The organism is Sandaracinobacter neustonicus (genome assembly GCF_006385875.1).
GTDB lineage: Bacteria > Pseudomonadota > Alphaproteobacteria > Sphingomonadales > Sphingomonadaceae > Sandaracinobacteroides > Sandaracinobacteroides neustonicus.
Genome location: NZ_VFSU01000034.1, coordinates 1 through 25041 on the forward strand (window position 1 = coordinate 1; position 25041 = coordinate 25041).

At 65.4% G+C, this 25041-nt stretch carries 27 protein-coding genes and 1 tRNA gene; 17 read left to right on the forward strand and 11 right to left on the reverse strand.

What is annotated here, in order from left to right; translation table 11 throughout:
• The first annotated feature begins 82 nt into the window (after window positions 1-82).
• The 4 genes from arsC (at window position 83) to FJQ54_RS15275 (ending at window position 4547) form a co-directional block, all read left to right on the forward strand.
• On the forward strand, window positions 83-514 hold the full coding sequence (gene arsC, locus FJQ54_RS15260; RefSeq protein WP_140927255.1) for an arsenate reductase (glutaredoxin): 432 nt from the start codon (window positions 83-85) through the stop codon (window positions 512-514).
• A 6-nt stretch (window positions 515-520) separates the two neighbouring features.
• Window positions 521-1600 carry an ACR3 family arsenite efflux transporter gene (gene arsB / locus FJQ54_RS15265; protein WP_140927256.1) on the forward strand — a complete coding sequence of 360 codons (1080 nt, stop codon included), beginning with the start codon at window positions 521-523 and terminating at the stop codon, window positions 1598-1600.
• Complete coding sequence (gene arsH / locus FJQ54_RS15270; RefSeq protein WP_140929291.1) at window positions 1597-2337, forward strand: arsenical resistance protein ArsH; 741 nt, start codon at window positions 1597-1599, stop codon at window positions 2335-2337. Before arsB ends, arsH begins: the two co-directional genes overlap by 4 nt.
• Window positions 2338-2651: 314 nt before the next feature.
• On the forward strand, window positions 2652-4547 hold the full coding sequence (locus tag FJQ54_RS15275; RefSeq protein WP_140929292.1) for a S9 family peptidase: 1896 nt from the start codon (window positions 2652-2654) through the stop codon (window positions 4545-4547).
• A 122-nt stretch (window positions 4548-4669) separates the two neighbouring features.
• On the opposite strand, the gene FJQ54_RS15280 is transcribed toward FJQ54_RS15275, so the two are convergent.
• The 3 genes from FJQ54_RS15280 to bufA2 form a co-directional block, all read right to left on the reverse strand.
• Window positions 4670-5437, reverse strand: coding sequence for an HvfC/BufC family peptide modification chaperone (locus FJQ54_RS15280; protein ID WP_140929293.1), 768 nt, complete (start codon window positions 5435-5437; stop codon window positions 4670-4672).
• Window positions 5428-6276, reverse strand: a complete 849-nt coding sequence (gene bufB, locus FJQ54_RS15285; protein ID WP_140929294.1) for an MNIO family bufferin maturase — start codon at window positions 6274-6276, stop codon at window positions 5428-5430. Before bufB ends, FJQ54_RS15280 begins: the two co-directional genes overlap by 10 nt.
• 63 nt (window positions 6277-6339) lie before the next feature.
• Entirely contained in the window at window positions 6340-6624 is a 285-nt protein-coding gene (bufA2, locus tag FJQ54_RS15290) for a BufA2 family periplasmic bufferin-type metallophore (protein ID WP_140929295.1), read from the reverse strand.
• A 174-nt stretch (window positions 6625-6798) separates the two neighbouring features.
• Here bufA2 and FJQ54_RS15295 point away from each other — a divergent pair, with 174 nt between their 5' ends.
• From FJQ54_RS15295 to FJQ54_RS15315, 5 genes are all read left to right on the forward strand, one after another.
• Window positions 6799-7071 carry a BufA1 family periplasmic bufferin-type metallophore gene (locus FJQ54_RS15295; protein ID WP_140929296.1) on the forward strand — a complete coding sequence of 91 codons (273 nt, stop codon included), beginning with the start codon at window positions 6799-6801 and terminating at the stop codon, window positions 7069-7071.
• A gap of 7 nt (window positions 7072-7078) precedes the next feature.
• Complete coding sequence (locus FJQ54_RS15300) at window positions 7079-7540, forward strand: DoxX family protein (protein WP_181160191.1); 462 nt, start codon at window positions 7079-7081, stop codon at window positions 7538-7540.
• The gene (locus FJQ54_RS15305; RefSeq protein WP_140929297.1) at window positions 7537-8067 is read left to right on the forward strand and encodes a sigma-70 family RNA polymerase sigma factor; all 531 of its coding nucleotides are present in this window, start codon (window positions 7537-7539) and stop codon (window positions 8065-8067) included. The genes FJQ54_RS15300 and FJQ54_RS15305 overlap by 4 nt, the downstream gene beginning before the upstream one ends.
• Before the next feature lie 2 nt (window positions 8068-8069).
• Complete coding sequence (locus tag FJQ54_RS15310) at window positions 8070-8711, forward strand: NrsF family protein (protein WP_140929298.1); 642 nt, start codon at window positions 8070-8072, stop codon at window positions 8709-8711.
• A 332-nt stretch (window positions 8712-9043) separates the two neighbouring features.
• On the forward strand, window positions 9044-10129 hold the full coding sequence (locus FJQ54_RS15315) for an alpha/beta hydrolase family protein (protein WP_181160192.1): 1086 nt from the start codon (window positions 9044-9046) through the stop codon (window positions 10127-10129).
• 136 nt (window positions 10130-10265) lie between these two features.
• Here the strand turns inward: FJQ54_RS15315 and FJQ54_RS15320 are convergent, their stop codons facing one another.
• Together FJQ54_RS15320 and FJQ54_RS15325 are read right to left on the reverse strand one after the other, a co-directional pair.
• Window positions 10266-10655, reverse strand: coding sequence for a type II toxin-antitoxin system death-on-curing family toxin (locus FJQ54_RS15320; RefSeq protein WP_140929300.1), 390 nt, complete (start codon window positions 10653-10655; stop codon window positions 10266-10268).
• A 2-nt stretch (window positions 10656-10657) separates the two neighbouring features.
• Window positions 10658-10885 carry an AbrB/MazE/SpoVT family DNA-binding domain-containing protein gene (locus tag FJQ54_RS15325; protein ID WP_140929301.1) on the reverse strand — a complete coding sequence of 76 codons (228 nt, stop codon included), beginning with the start codon at window positions 10883-10885 and terminating at the stop codon, window positions 10658-10660.
• A gap of 80 nt (window positions 10886-10965) precedes the next feature.
• Here FJQ54_RS15325 and FJQ54_RS15330 point away from each other — a divergent pair, with 80 nt between their 5' ends.
• Entirely contained in the window at window positions 10966-11598 is a 633-nt protein-coding gene (locus FJQ54_RS15330) for a tyrosine-type recombinase/integrase (RefSeq protein WP_140929302.1), read from the forward strand.
• A gap of 104 nt (window positions 11599-11702) precedes the next feature.
• On the opposite strand, the gene FJQ54_RS15335 is transcribed toward FJQ54_RS15330, so the two are convergent.
• The gene (locus FJQ54_RS15335; RefSeq protein WP_140929303.1) at window positions 11703-12338 is read right to left on the reverse strand and encodes an SOS response-associated peptidase; all 636 of its coding nucleotides are present in this window, start codon (window positions 12336-12338) and stop codon (window positions 11703-11705) included.
• Between the two features lie 84 nt (window positions 12339-12422).
• Here FJQ54_RS15335 and FJQ54_RS15340 point away from each other — a divergent pair, with 84 nt between their 5' ends.
• Window positions 12423-13670: a Y-family DNA polymerase gene (locus FJQ54_RS15340; RefSeq protein WP_140929304.1), complete on the forward strand. Its 1248-nt coding sequence runs from the start codon at window positions 12423-12425 to the stop codon at window positions 13668-13670.
• A gap of 281 nt (window positions 13671-13951) precedes the next feature.
• Here the strand turns inward: FJQ54_RS15340 and FJQ54_RS15350 are convergent, their stop codons facing one another.
• Window positions 13952-14836 (reverse strand): LysR family transcriptional regulator, encoded by an 885-nt coding sequence (locus FJQ54_RS15350; RefSeq protein WP_207790441.1) that lies wholly within the window; start codon window positions 14834-14836, stop codon window positions 13952-13954.
• Between the two features lie 297 nt (window positions 14837-15133).
• Window positions 15134-15209: transfer RNA gene (locus tag FJQ54_RS15355), tRNA-Thr, on the reverse strand.
• A 119-nt stretch (window positions 15210-15328) separates the two neighbouring features.
• On the opposite strand from FJQ54_RS15355, the gene queF reads away from it, so the two are divergent.
• The 6 genes from queF to FJQ54_RS15385 all read left to right on the forward strand — a co-directional run bounded on the left by queF (window position 15329) and on the right by FJQ54_RS15385 (window position 21360).
• On the forward strand, window positions 15329-15781 hold the full coding sequence (gene queF, locus FJQ54_RS15360; protein WP_140929306.1) for a preQ(1) synthase: 453 nt from the start codon (window positions 15329-15331) through the stop codon (window positions 15779-15781).
• 83 nt (window positions 15782-15864) lie between these two features.
• Window positions 15865-16995, forward strand: coding sequence for a CaiB/BaiF CoA transferase family protein (locus FJQ54_RS15365; RefSeq protein WP_140929307.1), 1131 nt, complete (start codon window positions 15865-15867; stop codon window positions 16993-16995).
• A 54-nt stretch (window positions 16996-17049) separates the two neighbouring features.
• Entirely contained in the window at window positions 17050-17913 is an 864-nt protein-coding gene (locus FJQ54_RS15370; protein WP_140929308.1) for a hypothetical protein, read from the forward strand.
• Window position 17914: 1 nt separating this feature from the next.
• Window positions 17915-18757: a hypothetical protein gene (locus FJQ54_RS15375; RefSeq protein WP_140929309.1), complete on the forward strand. Its 843-nt coding sequence runs from the start codon at window positions 17915-17917 to the stop codon at window positions 18755-18757.
• 36 nt (window positions 18758-18793) lie between these two features.
• The gene (locus FJQ54_RS15380) at window positions 18794-19963 is read left to right on the forward strand and encodes a deoxyguanosinetriphosphate triphosphohydrolase (RefSeq protein WP_140929310.1); all 1170 of its coding nucleotides are present in this window, start codon (window positions 18794-18796) and stop codon (window positions 19961-19963) included.
• Window positions 19849-21360 carry a serine hydrolase domain-containing protein gene (locus FJQ54_RS15385; RefSeq protein ID WP_140929311.1) on the forward strand — a complete coding sequence of 504 codons (1512 nt, stop codon included), beginning with the start codon at window positions 19849-19851 and terminating at the stop codon, window positions 21358-21360. The genes FJQ54_RS15380 and FJQ54_RS15385 overlap by 115 nt, the downstream gene beginning before the upstream one ends.
• 591 nt (window positions 21361-21951) lie before the next feature.
• Here FJQ54_RS15385 and tilS read toward each other — a convergent pair.
• The 3 genes from tilS to FJQ54_RS15400 all read right to left on the reverse strand — a co-directional run bounded on the left by tilS (window position 21952) and on the right by FJQ54_RS15400 (window position 24970).
• Window positions 21952-22899 (reverse strand): tRNA lysidine(34) synthetase TilS, encoded by a 948-nt coding sequence (gene tilS, locus FJQ54_RS15390; protein WP_140929312.1) that lies wholly within the window; start codon window positions 22897-22899, stop codon window positions 21952-21954.
• Between the two features lie 7 nt (window positions 22900-22906).
• A complete protein-coding gene (locus FJQ54_RS15395; protein WP_140929313.1) occupies window positions 22907-23860 on the reverse strand; it encodes a tetratricopeptide repeat protein in 954 nt (317 codons plus the stop codon).
• 66 nt (window positions 23861-23926) lie between these two features.
• A complete protein-coding gene (locus FJQ54_RS15400; protein WP_140929314.1) occupies window positions 23927-24970 on the reverse strand; it encodes a helix-turn-helix domain-containing protein in 1044 nt (347 codons plus the stop codon).
• Window positions 24971-25041: the final 71 nt, after the last annotated feature.

The window sequence follows — 25041 nt, forward strand, 5'->3', positions numbered from 1 at the left end:
TCGTAAAGGACTGCTGCGCGGGAAGCCCGGAACTGTGCGCGCCGCTGATCTCCGAACTCGCCTGCTGCTGAGAGGCTCGCCAATGCCCACCGATATCATCGTCTATCACAACCCGGAGTGCGGAACTTCGCGCAACACGCTCGGCCTCATCCGCAACGCGGGGCTTGAGCCGCATGTCATCGAGTATCTGAAGACGCCGCCGTCGAGGGCGATGCTGGAAAGCCTGATCGAAAGGGCCGGCATTTCGCCCCGCGACCTGCTGCGGGAAAAGGGCACGCCCTATGCCAACCTCAATCTCGGCAACCCAGAGTTGACCAACACGCAGTTGATCGACGCCATGATGGCGCACCCGGTCCTCATCAACCGCCCGCTCGTCGTGTCACCATTGGGCGTCAAGCTCTGCCGTCCGTCCGAGGAAGTGCTCAGCTTGCTGCCAACGGCACAACAGGGCGCATTCACGAAGGAAGACGGCGAGCAGGTCATCGACGCCAGCGGCAAACGCGTGGGCGCCTGAAGACCCATGAACAGCCCCGCACGCCCACGCCTATCTTTCCTTGATCGATACCTGACGCTCTGGATATTCATCGCGATGGCAATCGGAGTTGGCCTCGGCGCGCTGTTCCCGAGCCTGCCCGCCGCCATCGACAGCTACAGCATCGGCACCACCAACCTGCCTATCGCGGTCGGGCTCATCCTGATGATGTATCCGCCGCTCGCCCGAGTCCGCTATGAGGAACTGCCTCTGGTGTTCCGCGACAAGCGCATCCTTGCCATCTCGCTCGTGCAGAACTGGATTATCGGTCCGGTGCTGATGTTCGCGCTCGCTGTCATCTTCCTGCGCGACCATCCCGAATACATGACCGGCCTGATCCTCATCGGCCTTGCCCGCTGCATCGCCATGGTGATCGTCTGGAACCAGCTGGCGAAGGGCGACAACCAGTATGTTGCGGCCTTGGTCGCGTTCAACTCGCTGTTCCAGATCCTGTTCTTCAGCGTCTACGCCTGGTTCTTCCTCATGTTCCTTCCGCCGCTGCTGGGGCTGGGAGGCAGCGTAATCAACGTCAGCTTCTGGACCATCGCACAGGCCGTCCTCATCTATCTCGGCGTCCCGTTTGCGGCAGGCTTCCTCACCCGGCGCCTGCTGGTCGCACGCAAGGGCGCCGACTGGTATGAACAGCGCTTCCTGCCAAAGATCGGCCCCGTCACTCTGCTGGCGCTGCTGTTTACCATCCTGGCCATGTTCAGCCTGAAGGGGCAGGACATCCTGACGTTGCCGGGCGACGCGATCCGCATCGCCATCCCGCTCGTCATCTACTTCGTTGTCCAGTTCCTCATCAGCTTCTGGATGGGGAAGCTGATCGAGGCGGATTATCCCCGCACCACGGCGGTGGCGTTCACGGCAGCCGGCAACAATTTTGAGCTGGCAATTGCCGTTGCCATCGCGGCCTTTGGCCTTGCATCGCCGGTCGCCTTCGCAGCCGTGATTGGCCCGCTGGTCGAGGTGCCGGTGCTGATCCTGTTGGTGAATGTTGCCTTCTGGCTGGGCCGCCGATGGTTTCCTGCCACCACGCCCAACGTTGCCACCAAGGATAATACATGAGCCGTTTGCGCACTCTTCCAGACCCCGAACATTTTCCGGCGCTGAGGCCCGAGTATCTGCATCGTCTACCTGCGCTGGATCTCGGCGAACTCGACCCGCCGCCGCGCATCCTGCTGCTCTACGGCTCGTTGCGGGATCGTTCTTTCTCGCGTTTGGCGACGGAGGAGGCTGCAAGGCTGTTGCAGCTGTTTGGTTGCGAGACGCGCATCTTCGACCCATCCGATCTCCCGCCGCCCGACCTGTTTCCTTACGACGACCATCCAGCAGTCCATGAACTACGCGAGCACTCGATCTGGTCAGAAGGGCAGGTTTGGTGCAGCCCTGAAAGGCACGGGCAGATCACCGGCATTATGAAGGCGCAGATCGACCATCTGCCACTGGCCATGAAGGGGGTTCGCCCAACGCAGGGCCGCACGCTCGCGGTGATGCAGGTCAACGCTGGCTCGCAGTCGTTCAACAGCGTAAACACCTTGCGCATCCTCGGCCGCTGGATGCGGATGATCACCATCCCCAACCAGTCCAGCGTCGCCAAGGCCTACGATGAGTTCGACGACAATGGGCGCATGAAACCGTCGAGCTATTACGACCGGATTGTCGATGTCATGGAGGAGCTGGTGCGGTTCACCGTTTTGCTACGTCCCCACACCGATCAACTGGTCGACCGATACTCCGAGCGCAAGGATCGGAACGAGCCGGTGGAGACGCCGGTCGAGTTTGCGGGATTGGTTCGTTCGTAGCTGTCGCTGACAGTTCGCACCCGGCCAAACATTGCAGCGTCGCCGGTCTGCGATACGATGAACGGACGGCAGCTCTCGGGGCATGCGATGAAGGTCGGGAATGTCAGAAATGTCGGCGATTGCCGCCCCAAACGCCAGTTGCGGTAGGTTTGCAAAGCGACAGATCGGCCTAGTAACCTGGATTGCACGAGGTGCAGCATCGGAAATTCAAAAGCCATGCACGCCTATGCTGAGCGTTCGCTCTGCACAGTTTACTTGCCCGCTTTCCTATCGCACGCTCCCAGTTCAGGAATTTGCCAAAACGGGGATGAGTGATGCGAATGAAGCTGGTGCTGTTGGCCGGACTGTCGTTGATGAGTGTTCCAGCCATGACTCAGCCGGCCACAGCTGACGGCACGGGCGTTGCCGCGCTCGTCGGCGCGCTGGGCCGGATCAATTCGGCCACTTCCCCAACGCTCTCGCCCGACGGCAAGCGGCTCGCCTATGTGTCGAACAGCAGCGGCGTGCCGCAGATATGGGTGCAGGATGTCGGTGGCAACGCGCCTGCCCGTCAGATCACCAACCTCACCGATCCCGTCGGTTTTGTCATCTGGTCCCCGACGGCAGACGAGCTTGCCTATCAGGTGCTGCCCGGCGGCGGGTTGAACACGCAGATCTGGGTCGTGAAGCCCGACGGCACCAGTGCCCGAAGGCTGTCTCCGGGCGGCAAGGAAAACAACGGGCTGGACGGCTGGACGCGTGACGGCCGCTACCTGCTGGCAGAGAACAATGCGCGAAACCCATCGTCCCGCGATGCCGCGCTGATCAACGCCGCCAGCGGGGAATGGCGCTTCCTCACCTCCAACACCGGGCTGAACAGCATCACCGACGTGCGCGGCGACCGCGCCATCGTCACTCGTCTGGTCGGCCGGGGCGACAACAACCTCCATCTCATTGACCTGAAATCGGGCAGGGAGCTGCTGCTGACCCCGCACGACGGGAAGGCGCAGACGGGCTGGGGCGAGCTGTCTCCCGACGGCAGGCGGCTCTGGGTCAGCTCCAATATCGGGCGCGACCGGCAGGCTTTCGGCTATATCGATATGGCGGCCGACGGCACCCCTTCGCCGATCCGCTATCTCGCTACCCGCGACGATGCCGTGGCCGACAGCGCCTTGCTTAGCGACGACGGCAAGACCGCCGCGCTGGTGTGGAACGCCAACGGCCGCAGCAAGCTGGACTGGCTGGACACCGCGAGCGGCGGGATCACGCCCGGGCCGGAGCTGCCACTGGACATTGTCTCCCCCTATGAGCTGTCGCAGGACGGCAAGACACTCCTGCTCACCGGCTTCTCCGCAAACCGCACGGGTGACATCTACAGCATTGATCGCCCAAGCGGCGCGCTGACCCGGCTCACGCAGAGCCGCCATGACGGCGTCGATCTGGGCAAGCTGGTTCGCCCCGAGCTGATCGAATATCAGGCGGCCGATGGGGTGAAACTGTCTGGCTGGCTGTACCGTCCGCCGGGCGCCAAGGGGCCGCTGCCGCTGGTGTTCAACTATCATGGCGGCCCGGAAGGGCAGGCCCGCCCCACGATGAACCCCGACGCGCAGGCGCTGGTCGCCAACGGTATCGCGGTGTTCGCACCCAACGTCCGCGGCTCGTCCGGCTTCGGCAAGGCGTTCATGGCGATGGACGATGGCGCCAAGCGCGTGGACGGCGTGCAGGACATCAAGGCAACAACCGACGCGCTGGTGCGGATGGGCATTGCCGATCCCAAGCGTCTGGGCATCATGGGCGGCAGCTATGGCGGCTATATGGTGATGGCCGGCGTCACCGAATTCCCCGACATGTTTGCAGCCGGCGTCAATCTTTTCGGGGTCGTGAACTTCGAGAGCTTCTTCCGCGAAACCGAACCCTGGATGGCGGCGATCTCCACCACCGAATATGGCGATCCGAAAACTCAGGCCGAAATGCTGAAGCAGTTGTCTCCCATCCACAAGCTGGACCGTATCACCACACCGCTGTTCGTGCTGCACGGCGCCAACGACACAAACGTGCCGGTGGTGGAGGCCGAGCAGATCGTCGCCAGCCTGAAGGCGCGTGGCGTGCCGGTTCGCTACACCCTGTTCCCGGATGAAGGCCATGGCTGGCGCAAGACGGTGAACCGCGTGCGTTCCACCACCGAGATCGTGGACTTCTTCGTTCAGCATCTGAAGGCGCCGGCAAGCTGAGCAGTCGGTGACTTCCCAAGCGGCCAAAGAGGTTGGATCAAATCTCGCTGTTTCGGGTCGTCTGAATGGCAGACCGCTATCGGGCGTTCGACATTTTCGCCGAAGGTCGGATTTGTCGGCGGCTACCGAAGTCCGGCAATCAGGCCGTCCATCGTCCAGCGGCCCAGCCATTGCCCGCAGCGGGCTGCGGCGCCTTCGTGCTCTACTGATTCCGCATGCCTACGGCAGATCTCGCCGAAAGCCACGCCGTTGGCCGCATCTGCAAGCGCCGCTCCCTCGTCATCGGGGAGTAGGCGGAAGCAGGGCTCAAGCCCCGCCCGCCAGACTGCAACCGTTCCGGGCACCGGTAGGCGTGCGTTGGGCAAAGGCGGTATGTCCGCGCCGATTGCCGTCCACATGGGCGTGACGTCGTAGAATAGCGGCCTCGTCACCAGTTCGGGCGCGATGACGAGGCGCATTTCCTCCCAATCCCGTTCGGAAAAACGGGCGGTGGCTTCCGTGAAGCTGCCTGCATCCAGCCGCGCCCCATCCGGTGCGGTGAACAGCCTCGCCATCTGCCATTCCAGCCAGCACAATTCGGCAAGCTCGGGGTTGTCGGGAAACAGCTCGGCGAGCGTAGCGTCGAAGCCCGCGCCCAGCGCGTCCAGCGTCCAGCTGGTCGGTGGCTGGCGGATGCAATGGTGGCTGGCCGCTGCATCAAAGGCAGCGTCTCCGGCCCATGCGCGGCATTTGGGGAAGCTTTCCTGCAGGCAGCCAATCAGCCGCGCGCGATAGGCGTTGCGATAGACCTGAAGCCCCGCGTGCATCGACGGCGGCCAGCCGCCATCGTCAGGCTCTCCCGCGCTGGAGACGGTTCCCAGGAAGCCGCGCTGCATCTCGATCAGGCGCATCGGGCGAGCCCGCCTGCACCGGCTGCAATCGCGCGGGCGATAGCGAGTTCCGCCAGAATCTCCGGCAGCGGCGGGATATGATCGTCGCGCTCGATCATCACCGCCACCGGCCCCAGCCGGGGCAGGGTTTCGGCGAGCAGCGCCCAGACCGGATCGGCAACGGGCGCGTCGTGCGTATCGATCAGCATGTCGGAGCCCTGGCTATGGCCCGCCAGATGCACCTGCCGCACCCGGTCGGCCGGGATTCCTGCCAGCCAGGCGCGCGGATCGAGGCCATGGTTCGTGCAGCTGACGAACACATTGTTGATGTCCAGCAGCAGGCAACAGCCCGTCCGCGAACAGATTTCCGACAGGAACGCCCATTCGGGCATCTCGTCCCCGGGAAACTGCACATAGCTGGAGGGGTTTTCGAACAGCATGGGCCGGCCAAGCGCATCCTGTGCCTGATGGATATTCTCGCAGACGATCTCCAGCGCCTGCGCCGTCAGGGGCAGCGGCAGCAGGTCATGGCTGTTGCCGCCATCGACGCCGGTCCAGCACAGATGATCCGAAACCCAGAGCGGATCCAGCCGGTCCGCCAGCGCTCGCAGCCGCGCAAGATAGTCGCGGTCGAGCCCGCTCGCCGAGCCGATGTTGAGCGAGACGCCGTGCATGGCGACCGGAAGCGTCCGGCGCACGGCATCCAGCACAACGAGCGGCCGTCCGCCCTCGACCATGAAATTCTCGGAGATGATCTCCACGAAATCCACATCGGGCATCGGCGCGTCGAGGAATGCCGCATAATGCTCCCGGCGCAGGCCCAGGCCGAAGCCGGTAAAGGGCGGGATGAGAGGCTGCATGTCAGCTTCTTTCAGCGGTTTCGCCGCCCGGCCGCAGGGGGAAACGGCCGGGCGGCGCGCCTGTCAGCCGAGGTCGCCGATGGTGCCGCCAGCCTTCAGGCATTCGCCCGCCTGCATCGCCTTGAAGCCATGGCCCTTGCAGGCGTTCTGCCCCTTGCAGGCATGTTCCGCCGTCTTGCAGTCGGAATTGCCCTTGCAGCTGTGCAGGCCATAGCAATGCACGGTGTCGGTGGTGGTGAGCGCGCGGCCATTGCTGCCCTGCGGCGACGGGGCGGCCAGCGCCATGCCGGAAAGGGCGAACAGCGCAGCGGCCGATGCGATGGCGATACCTGTGGTGTGTTGGGTCATGAAATTGCTCCCATCTGATTCAGCCGAAGTGGCTATCCGGGATACGCACGAAGGGTGCGGCTGGTTACACCGGGCAATATCCGACAATCCGCGGACCGCCTGTAACTTCCGGGCAGGTGCCATCGAACAGGTCAGCAGAGGGCGGCGTTCGGCCGACCCGGAGGGAGACAGGACATGCGCAATATCACACGCACAGGCACCCTGCTGGCGGCGGCAGTCGCCGCCGGGATCGCAGGGGCCGCCCACGCCCAGAGCAAGCCGGCCATGGAAAAATGTTATGGCGTATCGAAGGCCGGGCAGAATGACTGCGCCGCCGGACCCGGAACCAGCTGCGCAGGCACCTCCACGACGGATTATCAGGGCAATGCCTGGAAGCTGGTTCCGAAAGGCAGCTGCCTGAAGATGCAGACGCCGAAGGGGCCCGGTTCCCTGACCGAGAAGAAGTGAGGCGGCGGTGACGGCGCTCTGGAGACTGGCGGGCCGGGCGCGTGATGGCGTGAGCAGCGCCTGGCCCGAGGCGCTGGCGCTGCTGCTGGCGCGGCTGTCGCTTGCAGGCGTCTTCTGGCGATCCGGCCGCGCCAAGATCGCCGACGGCAGCCTGTTCACGATCAGCGACAGCACCTACTATCTGTTCGCCGAGGAATATGGGGGCGTTCCGCTGCCATCGGACCTCGCCGCCATCCTGGCGACGACGGCCGAGCATGTGTTGCCCGTGCTGCTGGTGCTGGGGCTTGCCACCCGGCTGTCGGCGCTGGGTCTGCTGGGGATGACCATGGTGATCCAGATCTTCGTCTACCCGCAGGCCTGGTGGCCGGTACATTCGCTGTGGGCGGCGCTGGCGCTGGTGCTGATCGTGCGCGGCGGCGGGCGGCTTTCGGTAGACCATCTGCTGGCGGCCCGGCTCAGCCCAGCATGAGGGCCGACGGCGTCACGCTTGGCCGGCTGATGGCCGAAGCCCAGCGTGGCGACCGTCGCGCCTATGCACAGCTGCTGCAGGAATGCGCCGGCTGGCTGAAGCGCTTCTATGGCCGCCGCGTTCCGCCCTGCCAGATCGATGACCTGATCCAGGAGACGCTGATGTCGGTGCATGGCAAGCGCGCAACCTATGATCCTGCGCGCCCCTTCCTGCCATGGCTGGCCGCCATCGCCCGCTATCGCTGGGTCGATCAGCTGCGCCGCAGCTATCGCCGCAACGAGGTGGAAATCGACAGCGACATGGCGGCGCTTCAGGACGACGAGGCCGATGTGGTTGCCCGCATGAGCCTGGACGGGCTGCTGGCGCATCTGCCGCCGGCGCAGGCGCGCGCCATCGAGCTTGTGAAGATCGAGGGGCTGTCGATTGCGGAAGCCTCGCGCGCCACCGGGCAGAGCGAGCCGCTGGTAAAGGTGAACATACACAGGGGTTTGCGTAAGCTCTCCCTGATCGTCGAGCAGATGGACTGAAGATGGCCAAGGATAGCGACACACTGATTGCAGCGCTGGCGGCAGAACTGACCCCGGTGCGCCCGATGCGCCGCCGAACCGGGCTGGGCTGGCTTGCGGCCGCCGTGCTGGCAACGCTGGCGGTGACGGCCCTCTGGTTCGGCATCCGCGCCGACCTGATGGCGGGCGCCGCGCCGCCGCTGGTTCCGCTGGCAAGCGGGCTGTGGCTGCTGCTGGGGCTGGCGACGGCCTCCAGCGCCATTGCGCTGGGCACCCCCGAAGTCGGGCGGCGGTCCTCCGGCTGGCGGTGGACGCTGGCGATGGCGGCGCTGCTGCCGGCCGGCGCGCTTTTGACGATCCTGCTCAATGCCCCCGATGGCCGGATTCCATCGGGAACGGTGGAGTGGGCTTGCGTCGGCGATGCGCTCGCCCTCAGCCTGGTGACGGCCGTCCCGCTGATCCTCTGGCTGAGGCGGGCGGCACCCGTCTCGCCCGAGAGGGCGGGGGCGCTGGTGGGTATCGCATCGGGCAGCATCGGCATCTTCGCCTTTTCGCTGCATTGCCCGATCGACGGGTTCGCACATCTTGGGCTGGGTCACTCAGTGCCCGTAGTGATCGCCGCCTTGGTCGGCCGGCTGCTGCTGCCACGCTTCTTGCGCTGGTAGCTGTCAGCGGCTGATGCGCTTGCAAACTTTGCTGAATGCCCGTTAGTCTAGCGGCTGCTTTCGTGCCTTGAATCGCGATCACGCAATGTCCGGAAAGTCGGCGGATCATGCCAGGCGCACGCGCAAGCGCGAATGGCTGCTTTTGCGACGAATTCAGTCGTTCAAACGGGTCGCGCAGCTTCCGGAATGCAGCCCGCTACTCACTCTGGCGTCCGGTTTCTGCTTGTGTCACCACTGCAATCGGGGGTGCATATGAGCCACATCTTCATTTCCTGTTCCATCAGGACCCGGCGGTCGCCTGTCGGCCGATTGATACGGTGGAGGGTGCCGGCATGAGCCGAAACCTGCTTCTGCTTTTCAGCCTGCTTTGCCTCACCGCGGGTCCCGCACTGGCGCATACTGATGCCCCGGATGGCACGCTGTTGTCGTCCAAACCCTGTCCGCCCAATCCGAACCGCTCCTACGAGGACGTCGTCCGAATGATGCGCACGAACCTCGACAGCGAGGTGGAGGCGGCGCGTGCGGAAAACCTGGTCATGCCGCCGATCAGCGACGCACAGTTGACGGCGGCGCTCTCGGATCGGGCGCGGGTCGAGGAGGGGCTAGCCTATCGGGGCTTCGAATGCCGGGTCATCAGCTACGCAAGTGGCGGCTTGCGGATCGCCGGCCTCTTGTGGAAGCCTATCGAGACCGAAGGCAAGCGCCTGCCGCTGCTGATTGCGCTGCGCGGCGGCAACAACAAGTTCGGCCCGATGCAGCCATGGATGTACCAGGGCTGGTACGCCATTCTGAAGGCCGGCTATGTGGTGCTTGCCACGCAGTATCGCGGCGGGCCGGGCAGCGACGGCGCTGATGGCTTTGGCAGCCGGGGCGACCTTGACGATGTCCGGAACCTTGTGCCGCTGGCGCAAGCGCTAGGCTATGTCGATACGTCGCAGACCTTCGTGTTCGGCGGCTCCCGCGGAGGGATGCAGGCCTATATGCTGGCGCGGGAGGGGTTTCCGATGCGCGCCATGGCCATCCGCGCCGGCGCCGGCAGTGTTCGCGACGCGAACCGGCCGAAGTTGATGCCGATGCAGGCCCGCATGATGACGGACTATGCCGCAGACCCGGAGGCCGCGCTCGACCGCCGCTCTGCCATCTTGTGGGCGGATGAGATCAAGGTGCCCACTATCCTGTTTCATGGCACTGCCGACTGGCGCGTGCCGGTCAAGGACGCGCTCGACGTGGCGCGGGGGCTGAACAAGGCCGGCACGCCATTTGCGCTCCACATCTACGAGGGCGACACCCACTCGATGACGCTGAACGCCCCGGACATGATCGTGCGCACGCTCGCCTTCTTCGAACAGTATCGCACCGCAGACGGCGACGGCGCCAAATCGCCCCAAGCTGAAGCAGCGGACGCTGATCCACGCTGACAGCGAATTCGACAGGTAAGCCAACCACAACCTGCCATTCCGCTTTGGAATCTTTTCCCGCCACGCCAGCATGCCTGAACCGCCTTCGGTTATCGGGCACTCGGTCTAGGCCGGGGATGTCGGCTTCGTCGGCGGATCATGCCCGTCTTGCGGCGAACCAGGCCGCAACCTCGTCTTCGGTCAATTCTCCGGCCGCCAGTCGCAGGGCCATTTCGATGGCGTCTTCGGGCCGGAAGGCTAAAGGGACATCATTCAGCGCCAGAAAAAGGCGAGCCAGCACCCATGCCGTCCGCTTGTTGCCGTCCGTAAACGGATGGTTGCGCGCGATGCCGAAAGCATAGGCGGCCGCAAGCGCACACAGATCGGTCTCTCCGTAAGCCCATTGGTTGCGCGGGCGGGCGAGCGCCGATTCCAGGGCCGAAGGATCGCGCACACCAACTGGTCCACCGTGCTCAGCCAATTGTCGGTCGTGAACGGCAAGGGCAAGCTCAAGCTCGAGCCACACCGGCTCGACAGACGCTGTCATGGCTATTTCGCCAGAACGCGCAGGATGTCCCGATCTTCGCGCATGATCCGCTCGGCCACAGCCATCTTCTCCGCAAAATCCGGATTGGCGGCAGTGATCCGAATGCCCTCAGGCGTTTCGGACACGTACAGCGTATCGCCGACACCTGCGCGCAGCTTTGCCAGCAGCTCCTTTGGCAGAACAACGCCGGCGGAATTGCCAATCTTGGTGATCTTCAGGCTTGCGTTCATACTGCGGTTCTAACACTTCACGCCTGCCATTCAAAGAGCGGTATTTTGCCATTGGCCATTCCGGCCATTGGAGAAGTGTCATGGGACATTCTGATCTGGATCCCGCTGTGCGAGAGCGTCGTCCGTGGAACGCGGGAACGATTGTCGGCGCGAAACGACCACTGAAGCCCAGAGACGTCTGGGCGATCCGCTTCTACTTGGACGAGCATCGACGACTACGGGACAAGGCGATGTTCGACCTCGCGATCGACAGCAAGCTGCGTGGTTGCGACATAGTCAAAATGAAGATCGGTGACATTGCCGTCGGAGGATCCATCCGCAACCGCGCCACCATCGTCCAGCAAAAGACTGGCAAGCCAGTGCAGTTCGAACTGATGGCCGATGCACGCAAGAGCCTGCTGGCCTGGCTGGAGCGTCGAGGCGGTTACACCGACGACTTCGTGTTTCCGAGCCGTGTGGATTATCTCGGGCATCTGAGCACAAGACAGTATGCTCGTCTCGTTGACGAGTGGGTGACGGCCGTTGGCCTTGATGTTCGACAGTACGGCACGCATTCGTTGCGGAGAACCAAGGCCTCGATGATCTACAAGGCGACCGGCAACCTGCGAGCTGTGCAAATCCTTTTGGGCCACAGCAGGATCGAGAACACCGTTCGCTATCTGGGTGTCGATGTCGACGACGCCCTTACGCTCTCCGAGCGAACTGAGATTTAACTATCATGGCTCTCCGCTCCGGCGGGGAGCCCCTTTACTCCCGGCAAACGAACGGCAGGTTTCAGGATCTTCGTTACGGAAGTCCAACGTCTGGAATGTCGGCGTTACCGGTCTACCGCGCCCAACACGCTGTCAGCCAAAGGCCGTTGCATCGCCCTGGCATCCGCCCAAGGGGCGGCCATCCAGATGTCCCATTCCATCGGTTCGGTCAGGATCACCGGCATGGCCTTGGGGTGGACCTGCCGGACAAGATCGTTCGGCTCGGTCGTCAAAAACCCATAGAGATCCACCGTTATTTCGCCCTCCGCCAGCTTCCGCACTGACGTCCACCTCGTCCATAACCCGGCGAAGAACATGGGCTGATCGGAATCCACTGCCGCAAACCACTGGTTGCGGCTCTTGCCGTCTGCGGCACGGGCCGGTTCGGTAAAGGCGGTGACGGGAACGAGGCAGCGGTTCTCCACACCCAGCCAGCGCCGCCAGTGCGGGGATGCGGTGTTGCGGATGTTGGTGACGCCGCGATCGGTCTTCTTGCCCTCCAGCGCGAATGCCGGTGACGGCATACCCCAGCGTGCCATCACCAGTTCCAGATCACCCGCCGATCCATTGCGGACGATCGGCGCCTCCTGGTCCGGATAAATTGTCGCCAGGGCAGGCAGGTTGCCGACGCGATCCGCAATCTTCGGAAACAGGCGACGGACAGCCTCCTGATTGGTGGTGGCGCTATACAAATTGCACATGGCCGCACCCTGCCATCACCAATCTGCGCTGTCATCCAGACTCATGTTCTTTATTTGTTCCGTTTCGTCCAATATGCTTCGCGCATGCGACGCCCCGACACCATCGAACATATGTATCTGGATTTTGACGGCTTTTTTGCGTCCGTCGAACAGCAGATCGATTCGCGGCTGCGTGGGCGGCCGGTGGGGGTCATCCCCTATGTCGGCGGGACGCGCGCGATCCTGATTGCCTGCTCGCGCGAGGCAAAGGCGCGTGGCGTCAAGAACATCATGCCCGTGGATGAAGCAAAGTCGATCTGCCCCGACCTCATCCTGGTACCGCAGAAGCCGGAGATGTACCGCCGCGCACACAATGCGCTGGTGGCGGAGATCCACGCCGTAATTCCCATCGATACCGTGAAATCCATCGACGAACTGGCCTGCCGCCTTGGCGCCGACGACATCGCCGACCCCTATACGCTGGCCCAGCGGATCAAGCGCGCAATCCGCTATGGCATCGGCGCCAGTATCACCTGCTCCATGGGGTTCGCCGCCAATCGGCATCTGGCCAAGATCGCATGCGCCGTCGGCAAGCCGGACGGCTGCACCGTGTGGCGCCCGCAGGACATGCCCGGGCCGTTGATACGCATCCCGCTGGAGGATGTGCCAGGCGTTGGCCGCCGCATGGCCCAGCGGCTGGCCATTGCCGGCGTCGAGACAACCGAAGGCCTGTTACGCCTTGCCCCGAAAGAGGCGCGTGCGCTTTGGCGCAATGTGTCGGGCGAACGGCTTTGGTACGCGCTCCACGGCTATGCCATAGAGGCACCGCCCAGCCAGCGCGGCATGTTCGGCCATATGCGCGTGCTACCACCCGAAGGCCGTACCTTGCCAGCCGCGCGGGACATCGCGCGCCTACTGGCCGTGAAGGCAGCCAGACGCATGCGGCGGGAAGGCTACACCAGCAGCCTGCTGATGCTGCATGCCAGCCTGAAGGATGGCTGGTGGGGCCGGGAACGCGTGATGCGGCAGGTGCAGGATGATGCCGCCGTTCTGCAGTCACTCCTGCTTTTATGGTCAGAACTTCAGACCACAGCCGGCAAAAGCCGCCAGATCTTCCGCGTAGGCGTCACCCTTGGCGCACTAACCCCGGCAGGCGAGCGCCAGCTGGACCTTCTCGACGATGACGACGATGACCGTCAGCGCTGGGAACGGCTGGGGCGTGCCATCGATGGCGCCAATGCGAAGTTTGGGCGCACGCTCGTCAGCGTCGGTCCATGGGATCCGCCCAAAGGCGGCAATGTCGGCGGAAAGATCAGCTTCACCCGCATTCCGTCTGCCGAGGACTTCGCATGAGCTGGGCTGACACCCTTCAGGTGCTGGACCTCGATCCGGGCGATCGGCTGGAAATGACATGCCGCCGCTGCGGTCACCTTCGCTACATCGAGGTCACCAGGCTTCAGGCGCACCCGCTGCACCGGCAGCTCTATCTCCGCGAGGTGGAAGCCCGTTCCCGCTGCCGCGCCCGGGGATGTCGCGGGCTCATGCGTATGGCCCTGCCACGGCCTCACCAGACCAGCGGATTTGTGGGAGGCTTAGCCTGAATGCGTTGCAGGATTTTCAAGGTGCGTGGTTTCTCATTCAACCAATTCAGGCCGCATGAGTTCGAGCAATCGGTGAAGGGCTGGATTCGTATTTCCAGATGACCAGGCCGCGCAGAAGGGCAGCGTTATGGAAGACAGCGGGACATATGCGATACCGGGAACTGAAATCGATGTCGTGGCCTCGCTCGTTAGCGTCACTCCCATTTCCAGACGCACCAACTGCAGGAGATTGTCCCGGCCCACGCTTTGCTGATGGATATCGGGGTGATGTCCAAGATCGGCGAGCTGTTGAATGAGAAAGTCATGAATTTCTTCGCCCGGCGGCGCCTCGCTCACCAGAAAGCGTTCGTGGGACAATAGGCCAAGTTCAATCTCCGCTGCCTCAGCCAGCTTATGTGCGGTGGAAAGGGCAGCGAACACGCGCTCAGTCCATAATTGCCTGCTTTCACAGTCTGCCCACCCCTTTGTGCCGGTAAGAAATGCAATGTCAGTTGTGTGCTTCCTGATCGCGGCAACGTGCTCCGCAGGGTTGCATTCAATGAAAACAAGGTCGACGCCAGCGTGCCTGGACCGGAACTCGCTGATCAGACTTGGCAGATAGCCGGAAGCCATCGATGAAAAAATTCCGATGCGTAGTTCACCTTCATTTGCGGCACTGCGTCTGCCAACCACGTTCCTTGCCAGTTCAATGTGGGATAATGCCCGCCTTGTCCGAGTAACAAAATCTCTTCCCGCAGCGTTCAGGCGAACGCCAGATGGGCTTCGGTCGAAGAGCGGCGCGCCAAGTGAAAGCTCCAGCTCACGGATTTGCCTGCTGATTGCGGATTCCTGGACACGAAGGACAGCAGCGGCCTTGCGAAAGCTGCCGTTTTCGGCGGCCGCGATGACAAACTCGATCTGACGCAATTGCATCGACATTACGCAACACCTGCACCCATCGGGCCGACCCGAATTTAATCTGGAGCAGTGGGAAAAAAGCCTCAAGCAACATTCTGCACGGCCGCTGCCGAATCTGTCGCGATTAACCATCAATTTTCGATTTGGGGCTGGCTTCTGGCCTCAGAGGAGGCGCCACACCGACGAATGCACGCCGGAACAGCCGGAATTACGTCCCCGATTGCTTACATTATGCTTACATTTTTCGGAAATTCCAAAATGTAAGCATGGCAAATTCGGAACCTCTAATCTCAACTCACTGATTTAACAGTGAAAAACTGGTGCCGCTTAGGTGACTCGAACACCTGACCCCATCATTACGAATGATGTGCTCTACCGGCTGAGCTAAAGCGGCGAAACCAGCAGGGGCGCGGCCTTAGCAGCATGATGGCGGGGCTTCAAGGCTCTATCCATATGGCGGTGCAGATGCGGGGGGCACTTCCATTCGACGCGCGGGCACGCCATCTGGGGCGCATGTCCTTCGAACCCACCCATCTGGGCCAGTCCTCCGGCCTTCCCGCCTCTCCGGATGCGGCCGTGCTGGATTATCCGCCCAACCCGCATCCCGATGCGCTTTACCTGATCCGCTTTGTCGCGCCGGAGTTTACCTCTTTGTGCCCGGTTACGGGCCAGCCGGATTTCGCGCATCTGGTGATCGATTACGCGCCGGGCGAGACCATCGTCGAATCGAAATCGCTGAAGCTGTTTCTGGGCAGTTTCCGCAACCATGCCGGGTTCCACGAAGCCTGCACGGTGGGAATCGGCCGGCGGCTGTTCGACGAGATGAAGCCCAAATGGCTGCGCATCGGCGGCTATTGGTATCCGCGCGGCGGCATCCCCATCGACGTGTTCTGGCAATCCGGCCCGCCGCCAGAAGGGCTTTGGCTGCCCGATCAGGGCGTGCCGCCCTATCGCGGCAGAGGCTAGCGCACCCCGCCCATCCGTCAGGTTGATTCCCCCGGCCCGTCGCGCCACGCAACGGGCGAACCGACACTCAGGGAGAGACAATCATGGCAGGGCCGCTTCAGGGCGTTCGCATCATCGAAATGGCCGGGATCGGCCCCGGACCCTTCGCGGGCATGATGCTGGCCGATCATGGCGCAGAGGTGATCCGCATCGATCGCCCTGGCGCGCAGGCACCGGAACCGGTGCTGGGCCGCAGCCGCAAATCCATCGTGGTGGATCTGAAATCGCCCGAGGGGATCGCCGTGGTGCGCGATCTGGCGAAATCGGCGGACGGCTTCTTCGAAGGCCTGCGCCCCGGCGTGATGGAACGGCTGGGGCTGGGGCCGGACGTGTTGCTGGCGGACAATCCGAAGCTGGTTTACGGGCGGATGACGGGCTGGGGGCAGACGGGGCCTTATGCGCCCGCCGCGGGCCACGACATCAACTATATCGCGCTGGCGGGCGCGCTGCACACCTATGGCCGCGCGGGCGAAAAGCCCACGCCACCCATCAACATGGTGGGCGATTTCGGCGGCGGCGGCATGATGCTGGCGTTCGGCATGGTCTCCGCCATTCTCAGCGCCCGCGCCACCGGCAAAGGTCAGGTGATCGATTGCGCCATGACGGAAGGGGCCGCCGTGCTGATGGGCATGATCTGGGGCTTCCGCGGACTGGGTGCCTGGGCCGACGAGCGGGGCGTGAATATGCTGGATACCGGCGCGCATTTCTATGACACGTTCGAATGCGCCGATGGCAAGTTCGTCTCCATCGGCTCTATCGAGCCGCAATTCTATGCCCTGCTGCGCAAACTGACGGGGCTGGATGCAGACCCGGAGTTTGACGCGCAGATGGATCAGCGCCAGTGGGGCCCGCTGAAGGCGAAGCTGACCGCGCTGTTCAAATCCAAACCGCGCGATCACTGGTGCGAGCTGATGGAAACGACGGACGTCTGCTTCGCGCCGGTGCTCTCCATGGCGGAAGCGCCCGAGCATCCGCACAACAAGGCGCGCGGCAGCTTCGCGGAAATCGGCGGCATGACGCAGCCGATGCCCGCGCCGCGCTATTCCGGCACGCCGACCGCCACGCCGGTCGCGCCACCGGCGAATGGGGCGCACAGCGCCGAACTGCTGGCCGGGCTGGGCTATGATGCGGCGAAGATCGAGGCGCTGAAGGCGGCGGGCGCGTTCGGGCGCTGAGCGCTGCAAATGTCGCATTGACGGCCATGGCTGGAGGGAGTCAGAAGGGCAGCCATGGCCAACATTGTGACGCGTAGCATGCACACTCTTCTGATCGGCTTGCTGGCGGCCGGGGCCGCAGCTCCTGCCATCGCGCAGGATCTGGGCCTGATCGAGGATTATCGCGACGAATATGGCCAGGACGGGCCTGAGACGGAGGATGAAGATCTTCGCGTCGGCCCGCGCCCGCCCTGGACGTTCCAGATGCGGCTGGCCGGGGACTGGCGCACCAACCGTGATGTGTTCGCCGCGAACAGGCAGCCCGGCGTGGTGCTGGCACCCGATCTCTCGCTGTGGCGGCGCTGGAACCTCGGCGGGCTGCGCCTGTTCACGGAAGCGGGGGCGATCGCCCCCACCTCCATGTCGGATGGCGCGCTGGACAGTTCGGCCCTGTTCGCCACCGTAGAGCTGGAGGGCGGCACGCCGGGCGAGGGGCTGGTGCCCTATGCCGCGTGGGAGCCGTGGCGCGCCTATGGCGGCACCTTCCAGTCCCACATCGTTACGTTCCACACTTTTTCCGCCGGTTTTCGCCGCAGCTGGGGGCCGACCTTCGTCGATCTGTATCTGCGCAGGCAGGAAGCCACCATCGACATCGCCGAGCGCAGCAGCCTTGGCCTCACGGCGTTCCACAACTTCCCGTTGGGGCAGGGCGTGCTGAACCTGCGCGGCGAAATCGAGGGCCGCCGCTTCGACTGGCAGCCGGGCGGGCGCGAAAAGCAGCTGCGCACCCGGCTGCGCGCCCGCGCCATCATCCCGCTGGCGAGCGCCGTGGACATGCAGCTGACGGCGGACCTGCACCGCACCGACAGCAATTTGGAAGGCCACAGCTTCACCAACCTGATCATCGGCCCGACGATTCTCGCCCGCGTCAGTTTCTGACATGCGCGGCCTGCCGATCCTTGCGGCCCTGCCGTTGCTGCTGTCCGCCGTGGGCGGCCATGCGCAGGGCGTGTCGTCTGATTCCCGCACGGATAAGCCGCATGGCTTTCCGCTGGGCGGCGAAGGGGCTGCCGCTTTTGACGCAGGCAAGCCATGGACATTGGGCGTGCTGCTGCCCTTCGTATGGCAGAGCAACCCGGCGTCTGCCCCGTCCAACCCGCGCACCGGCACCGATCTGGCCCCGGAAGTGGCGCTGGGGCGCGTCTGGCAAGCCGGATCGCTGGAAGTGGCGGTGGAGGGCGGGCTGTTCCTGTCGGACATGTCACTCAGCGGCTATGACAGCAGCGGCTGGTTCGGCACGGCCACGCTCACGCTGGGCGACGCCACGGAGCAGTTTGCGCCATGGCTGCGCTATGATGTTGTCGCCGTCTATCTGGACCGGTTCGACACCCACGACCTCACCCGCCACGGCTTCAGCGTGGGGGTGTCGCGCAGCTTCGGCGATACCGCGCTGGAAGCCTTCGCCACCCGTTCCCCCACCAGTGGCGGCGTGGCGGATCGCAACGTGATCGGGCTGTCGTTGCAACAGGGCTGGCAGGCGGGGCCGGTGGGGATCGTCGTTTCCGGCGATGTGGAACAGCGATTCTATGATTATGATCCCGAATTCGGGCGGCATCGCAGCGTGAACCGTGCCCATGTGGCAGCCTCTGCCGAACTGCCGGTGACGAAGGCGCTGACGCTGCAACTGGCCGCGGAGGCCATGCGTTACCGCTCCAACGATCCCGATTGGTGCTTCACCAACTTCGTGATCGGCCCGCGCCTCGCCGTTCAGTTCGGATTCTGATTGACTTGCACGGGCCACGAGGCGACCGCATCCGCCATGCCGCGCGCGCCCTTCGCCACCGATCCCACCCGGTCGCGCGGGCGCCTGTTCGCCGAGGATGAAAGCCCCATCCGCACGGCGTTTGCGCGCGATCGGGACAGGCTGATCCACTCCACCGCCTTCCGCCGCCTGCGCTACAAAACGCAAGTATTCGTCGCCCCGGATGGAGATCATTTCCGCGTGCGGCTGACGCACAGCCTGGAAGTGGCGCAGATTGCCCGCACCATCGCCCGCGTGCTGAAGATCGACGAGGATCTGGCCGAAGTGGTGGCGCTGGGCCATGATCTGGGCCACCCGCCGTTCGGCCACAGCGGCGAAGACGCGCTGCAACGGGTGATGGCCCCCTATGGCGGCTTCGATCACAATGGCCACGCCATCCGCATCCTGACGCTGCTGGAAAGCCGCACCCCCGCCTATGACGGGCTGAACCTCAGCTGGGAGGTGCTGGAGGGGCTGGCGAAGCACAATGGCCCGGTTGCGAACCCCGGCTGGGCGCTGGCCGCGCAGGAGGAGGTCTGGCCGCTGGACCTCTCCAGCTTCGCCGGGCTGGAAGCGCAGGTGGCGGCGCTGGCGGACGACATCGCCTATAACGCGCATGATCTGGACGATGGCCTGCGCGCCGGGCTGCTGGAACTGGACGCCGTGTGCGAGGCGGTGCCGCTGGTCGATACGCTGTGGCGCGAAGTGAAGGCGCGCTGGCCCGGCGAAACCCGGCTGCGGCGGCTGCGACCGCAACTGGTGCGGGACCTGATCGGGGCGATGGTGGACAGCCTGCTCGCCGAAACCCGCGCCAATCTGGCGACCGTGCAGCCGCAACGCGTGGCGGACGTGCGCGCGGCGGGCCGCCCCATCGCGGGCTTCACCCCGGCGCTGCTGGCCGAACTGGGGCCGCTGCGCGCCTATCTGATGCGCACCATGTACACCCATGCCTCCGTAAAGCGCATCCGCGCCCCGGCAGAGCAGATGGTGGAGGACTTGTTCGCCGCCTGGCACGCCAGCCCGGGCGAACTGCCGGAAGGCTGGCGGGACCGATGCAAGACAGAGGAGGAACCATGGCGGGCGCGGATCGTGGGGGATTATGTGGCGGGCATGACGGACAGGTTCGCCATCCGGCAACACCGGAAGCTGACCGGGCGCGACATCATGCCGGATGGAAGCCTGTTCTAGCCGCGCTGACGGCGTTCGCGCTGGCTGCCCCCTCGTTCGCGCAGGTCGCGCCGAACGCGCGCACGCTGGCGCTCGCGGCGGGCTGGAAGGCAGGGTTCCTCTGCTCCGGCCTGTTCGTCGCCGGGCTGGATGAAGCCACTGTGACGGCCAATGATCTGCAGGCCGCCTACACCGATCTCGCGCCGCATATCGCCGGGCTGCCCGCGCGCATCGACCGCACGGCGAAGCGGGTGGAAGTGGGGGCCGGGGATGCCGCCCCGCCCCGCGTCGCACAGTTCGTGGAAGGGCGTGGCTGCGTGCAATTGCCCATCGGCGCAGGCCTTTCTCAGCCGCCATCCGGCGGCGGGGCCGGGCAGGTGCCGATGCCGCCCTCGCTGATCGGCGGGCCGGACGTGAAGGCGATGGACGCCCGCATCTGGCCGCAGGGCGACCGGCTGGCCACCGCCAGCCTGCCCGCCGCAAAACGCCGCGCGCTGGACCTCGCGGTGGCGGATGCCTTCACGGGCACCCGTTTCGGCGCGAACGGCCGCACCTCGGCGCTGCTGGTGGTGCAGGATGGCAAGATCGTCTCTGAACGCTATGCGCGCGGCATCGGCATGCACACGCCGCAACGCACCTTCTCCGTCGCCAAGTCGCTCGCCGCCGCGCTGATCGGCCGCGCCGTCGCGCTGGGGGTGATCGACGTGATGGCCCCCGCGCATGTGCCGGAATGGGCCGCCGCCGGAGATCCACGCGCCGTCATCACCGTCGATCAACTGCTGCGCATGCAATCGGGCCTGTGGACCAACGGCCCCGGCAACCGCACGGATTCGCTCTATTTCGGCGGCTCCACCGTGCCGGAAACCGCCGGTGCCGCGCCGCTGGAAGTGCGGCCCGCCAGCCGCTTCAACTATGCCAACAACGACACCCTGCTGGCCGCCCGCGCGCTGGATACCGATCTGGGCGAAGCCGCGCCCAGCTTCGCCTACACCCACCTGCTCTGGCCGCTGGGCATGACCCGCACCACCATCGAAAGCGACTGGCAGGGCAACCCCATCCTCTCCTCGCAAGTGTGGATGACCGCGCGCGACATGGCCCGGCTCGCCCTGCTGCACCTGAACAATGGCGCGTGGAACGGGCAGCAGCTGCTGCCCGAGAACTGGGTGCGAGAGGCCACCACCCCGACAGGCCCGCAACCCGCCGGGCGCAACGGCGAAGGCTATGGCCGCGCCATCTGGCTGCTCGGCCCGGCGCAGGGCCTGCCCGAAGGCAGCTACGCCTTCATCGGCAACCAGGGCCAGTTCGCGCTGATCGTGCCGTCGCGCAAACTCGTCATCATCCGCCGCGCCTTCGATCCGCCGGGCACGGACTTCCAGTTCATGGCGTTGGCGAAAGAGGTGGCGGCAGCGCTGGAGTAGTGGGGGCGGCTGGGGTTTTGAGCCTCCGGCGACCAAGGGCTTTGCCGTTGGAATCCGGCAGTCCGTTTTTTGCCTCCGGCGGGCAGGGAAATGATTTCCCTGCACCCTCAAAGTTGGCGTTGTGCTCAAGCTCCAGCGTCGTGCGAGTGATCAGATTCGATTGCCTGCGGCGCGACGAAGCCCTCTCCCCCTGCAAGGGGGAGAGATGGAGAGGGGGTGTCACCGGTTGGCCTGATCCACCACCATCCCCACAAACTCACCCCAAAACCCGCCGTTTACCCCAACCCGCTTTCCAACCCGCTCAGGCTGAGCTTGTCGAAGCCCCCGAAGCAAAAGCGCAACGGTTGAGGCCGGGGTCATTCCACATGAGGCTTCGACAAGCTCAGCCTGAGCGGGGGGGAGGGATATCGGGACAAAATTCCTAAGCGCCGCAGGCAATAAACTCCAACCTCACGCCAAGCGGATGGCCCCCACCCCAACCCCTCCCCTCAAGGGGAGGGGCTAAGAAAAAGTCCGGGGGTGCAGGGGCGTCACGCCCCTGCCGGGTCTCGGGCAGAGCCCGAGCCGCCGGAGGCCTCCACCCTATCCGCCTCAACCCAGCCGCCGCGCAGGCGCAACCTTCAGCGTCCACCGCCCCCCCGCCCCCCGCGCCTGCACCGCCCCCAGCGTGCCGGAGCCGCCCGCTTCCAGCCGGGCCAGCAGCCGGGCCAGTGCCGGGCCGTCGGCTTCGACGCCGAAGCTGCGCAAGCCATCGGCCAGCAGGCGGCGGCGGAGTTCGGCGGGGAGACCGTCCGGGTCCAGCAGCAGGGCGTCGCCGCGCGGTTCGCTGCGGGTGGCGAAGGCGCGGGCGGCGGCCCATGCGAGTGCGGCTTCGGCTTCGGCGAGGTGGGCGGTGCTGGCGGCCAGCCGATCTGGGTTCAGCCATGGCAGAGCGGTGAGCGCGGCGCGCGCCTGTGTGCGATCGAAGCGGGGGTTGCGGTTGGAGGGGTCGTCTGCGGGCGTCCAGCCCCGCGCCGCCACGAGGGCGGCGAGATCGGCGCGCCGCCAGCCGAGCAAGGGGCGGATCAGCGTGACCGCATCGCGTTCGCTACGGGCGCGGATGGCGGCCAGCCCGGAGAGGCCGCTGCCGCGCGCGAGCCGCAACAGCAGGGTTTCGGCCTGATCGTCGGCGTGATGCGCCGTCATCAGCACGCCGATTTGCCGGGCGCGGCACCAGCCGGCAAGCGCTGCATAGCGGGCGGTTCGCGCGCGGGCCTGCAAGTCTCCGCCGGAGGCAACCGAGACTGTCAGCGTGGCGTGCGGCAACCCCAGCCCGGCGGCGAGGGTGGCGACCATCGCGCATTCGCCAGCCGCCTCGCCACGCAGGCCATGATCCACGCTCAGCACATGCGCGCGGGGGCCGAAACTGTCGGCTGCCAGCGCCATCAGCGCCAGCGAATCCGGCCCGCCGGACACGGCGATGGCGAGGTTCGCCCCAGAGGATTCGGGGGCAAGCCGCAGCACTTCGGCTGCGAAGCTGTCGGCGGTCAGCGGCCCCATCGGGGCATCAGGGCGTGCATTTCGCCTGCGCGCGGGTGGCGGCGACATCGGCTGCGAACTGGCCGGTCATCCGATCCGGGAAGGATTTCCCCAGCTGGTCCAGCGTATCGCAGGCGGCCTTCACCGATTTCGGGCCCTTGGTTTCCAGAAGCGATTTCGCCAGCCACAACAAGCTGTTGTGCGCGCGCTGGCCCTTGGGGCTGTTCTGGTAACCGGCGTAGAAGGTGCGCGCGGCATTGGCCGGATCGCCCTGTTGCAGCTGTGCGCGCCCGGCCCAGAAGGCGGCGTTGGAGGCGCGGGCGTGTTTCGGATTGGCCTCCACGAAGCTTTTCAGCGCCTTTTCCGCCCCGGCGAAATCGCCCTTTTCATACAGCGCATAGCCCGCCTCATATTGCGCGGTGAGCGGATCGGCACCGGCGGTTGCAGGCGGCGTGGCGGGCGGGGTCGCGGCGGGCGGCGTTGCCACGGGCGGCTTGGCGGGCGGGGTGGCCGTGGGGGCCTTCACCACCGGCGGCGGAACCGGCGCGGCGGTTTCGGGCGTTGCGGGGGCCGCGCCCTTGCCTTCCAGCGCATCGAAGCGCGCGATGGTGCCCGCTTCCAGCTTCTGCATGGCGGATTCCATCTGCCGCAGCTTGAACTGAAGCTCTTCCACCTGCCCTGTCAGCGCGCGCTGCTGGGTTTCCAGCGCCGTGACGCGCTGTGTCAGGTCGACCAGCGGCGAGGTCGCGGGCGTGCCCGGCGCGGGCGCGGCGGGCTGGGCTTCGGCCACCACTTCGGGCGCGAAGAAGCGCTTGTCACCGCCGGGGAACACCTGCCGCTGCACCGCGCGCATCTGGCTTTCCAGCACGCCCACGCGCTTGTCGATCTGGCCGACCTGCGCCTGACTTGCGGGTGTGCTCTGCGCGAGAGCTGGCCCGGCGATCGCCAGCGCCGAAAGGCCCGCGACAAGAGATTTCATCATGTTGCTCCGCGAATCCGTCATCATAGGGGCCGAGAAAAGCCAGACCGGCCCTTGCGGCAAGCTGAATCAGCCCGCTGGAGCAGGCTGTGCGGCAGGGGGAGACGCCGCGGGCGGCGCGATCCCCGGCCGCAGGGTGGCGGGCAGGCCCCCGGCGGCGGGCGCGGGCCGGGCCAGCAGATCCGCCGGTTTCAGGGAGAGGTTGCGCACATGGTCCGCAGCGCCGCCGAGCGGCGGGATCGCGGTGGCACCCACTTTCACGTCCAGCGCGCCGGCGCGGCCGGTGCGCAGCGTCCAGTCCCGGCCTTGCGGCAGGGTCATGGTCTGGCCGGGGCTCATCGTGCCCATGAAGAAGGTTTCCTGCCCGTCGGAAATGCGCAGCCACACCTCCTCTTTCGCCGTCAGCGTCACCGGGTCCGCCGGGTTGGCGGCGGCGGGGGCGGCATCAGCCCCGGCGGCTTCATCGGCCTCCGGCTCGGCGGGGGCATCGGCCTGCTCATGCGTTTCCGGCACCGGCGGCGGCGCGGGCGTCAGCCATCCGGCCCCCCAGGCCCAGAAGCCGCCCAGCAGCAGCAGCAGCAGCGCCACGCTTCCGGCCACCAGCAACGGAGAGGGCAGGCGCTTTTCCTCCAGCGGCTGCAAATCCACCATTGTGGGGATCGGATCGCCCTTCTGACTCTCCAGCCGATAGCGTTCGGCGGCGGCGTTCGGGTCCAGCCCCACGGTGCGGGCATAGGCCTTCACAAAGCCCAGCGAATAGGTCAGCGCGGGCAGCTTTTCATGATCGTCGGCTTCGATTTCGCCAAGGATTCCGGGGCGCACCTTGGTGCGTTCGGCCACCTGCGCCAGCGTCAGCCCGGCGGCTTCGCGCGCGCGGCGCAGCGCCTCGCCGATGGTGCGCGGTTCAGCGACAATTTCAACAGGTGCGTCTGCGGCGACTTCGACTGTCGTTTCGGCGCTGGCGGCCCGCTTGCGGGCGCGCGCCGTTGCAGGCCGGGCCGGGGTCAGCGCGTCTTCGGGCTGGGACACGTCGTCAGCCGGCCCGTCATTCAACGGCGGCCCGTCTTGCAGCGGCGGAACGCCGTTCGCGCTGTCCACATTCGCGTCGTCCACCAGAACGTCCCTTCAGGCCTTTGGCGGGGCCTGTTTCCCGCGGTGGAGCAAGCCCTTGCCGGGCCGTCACA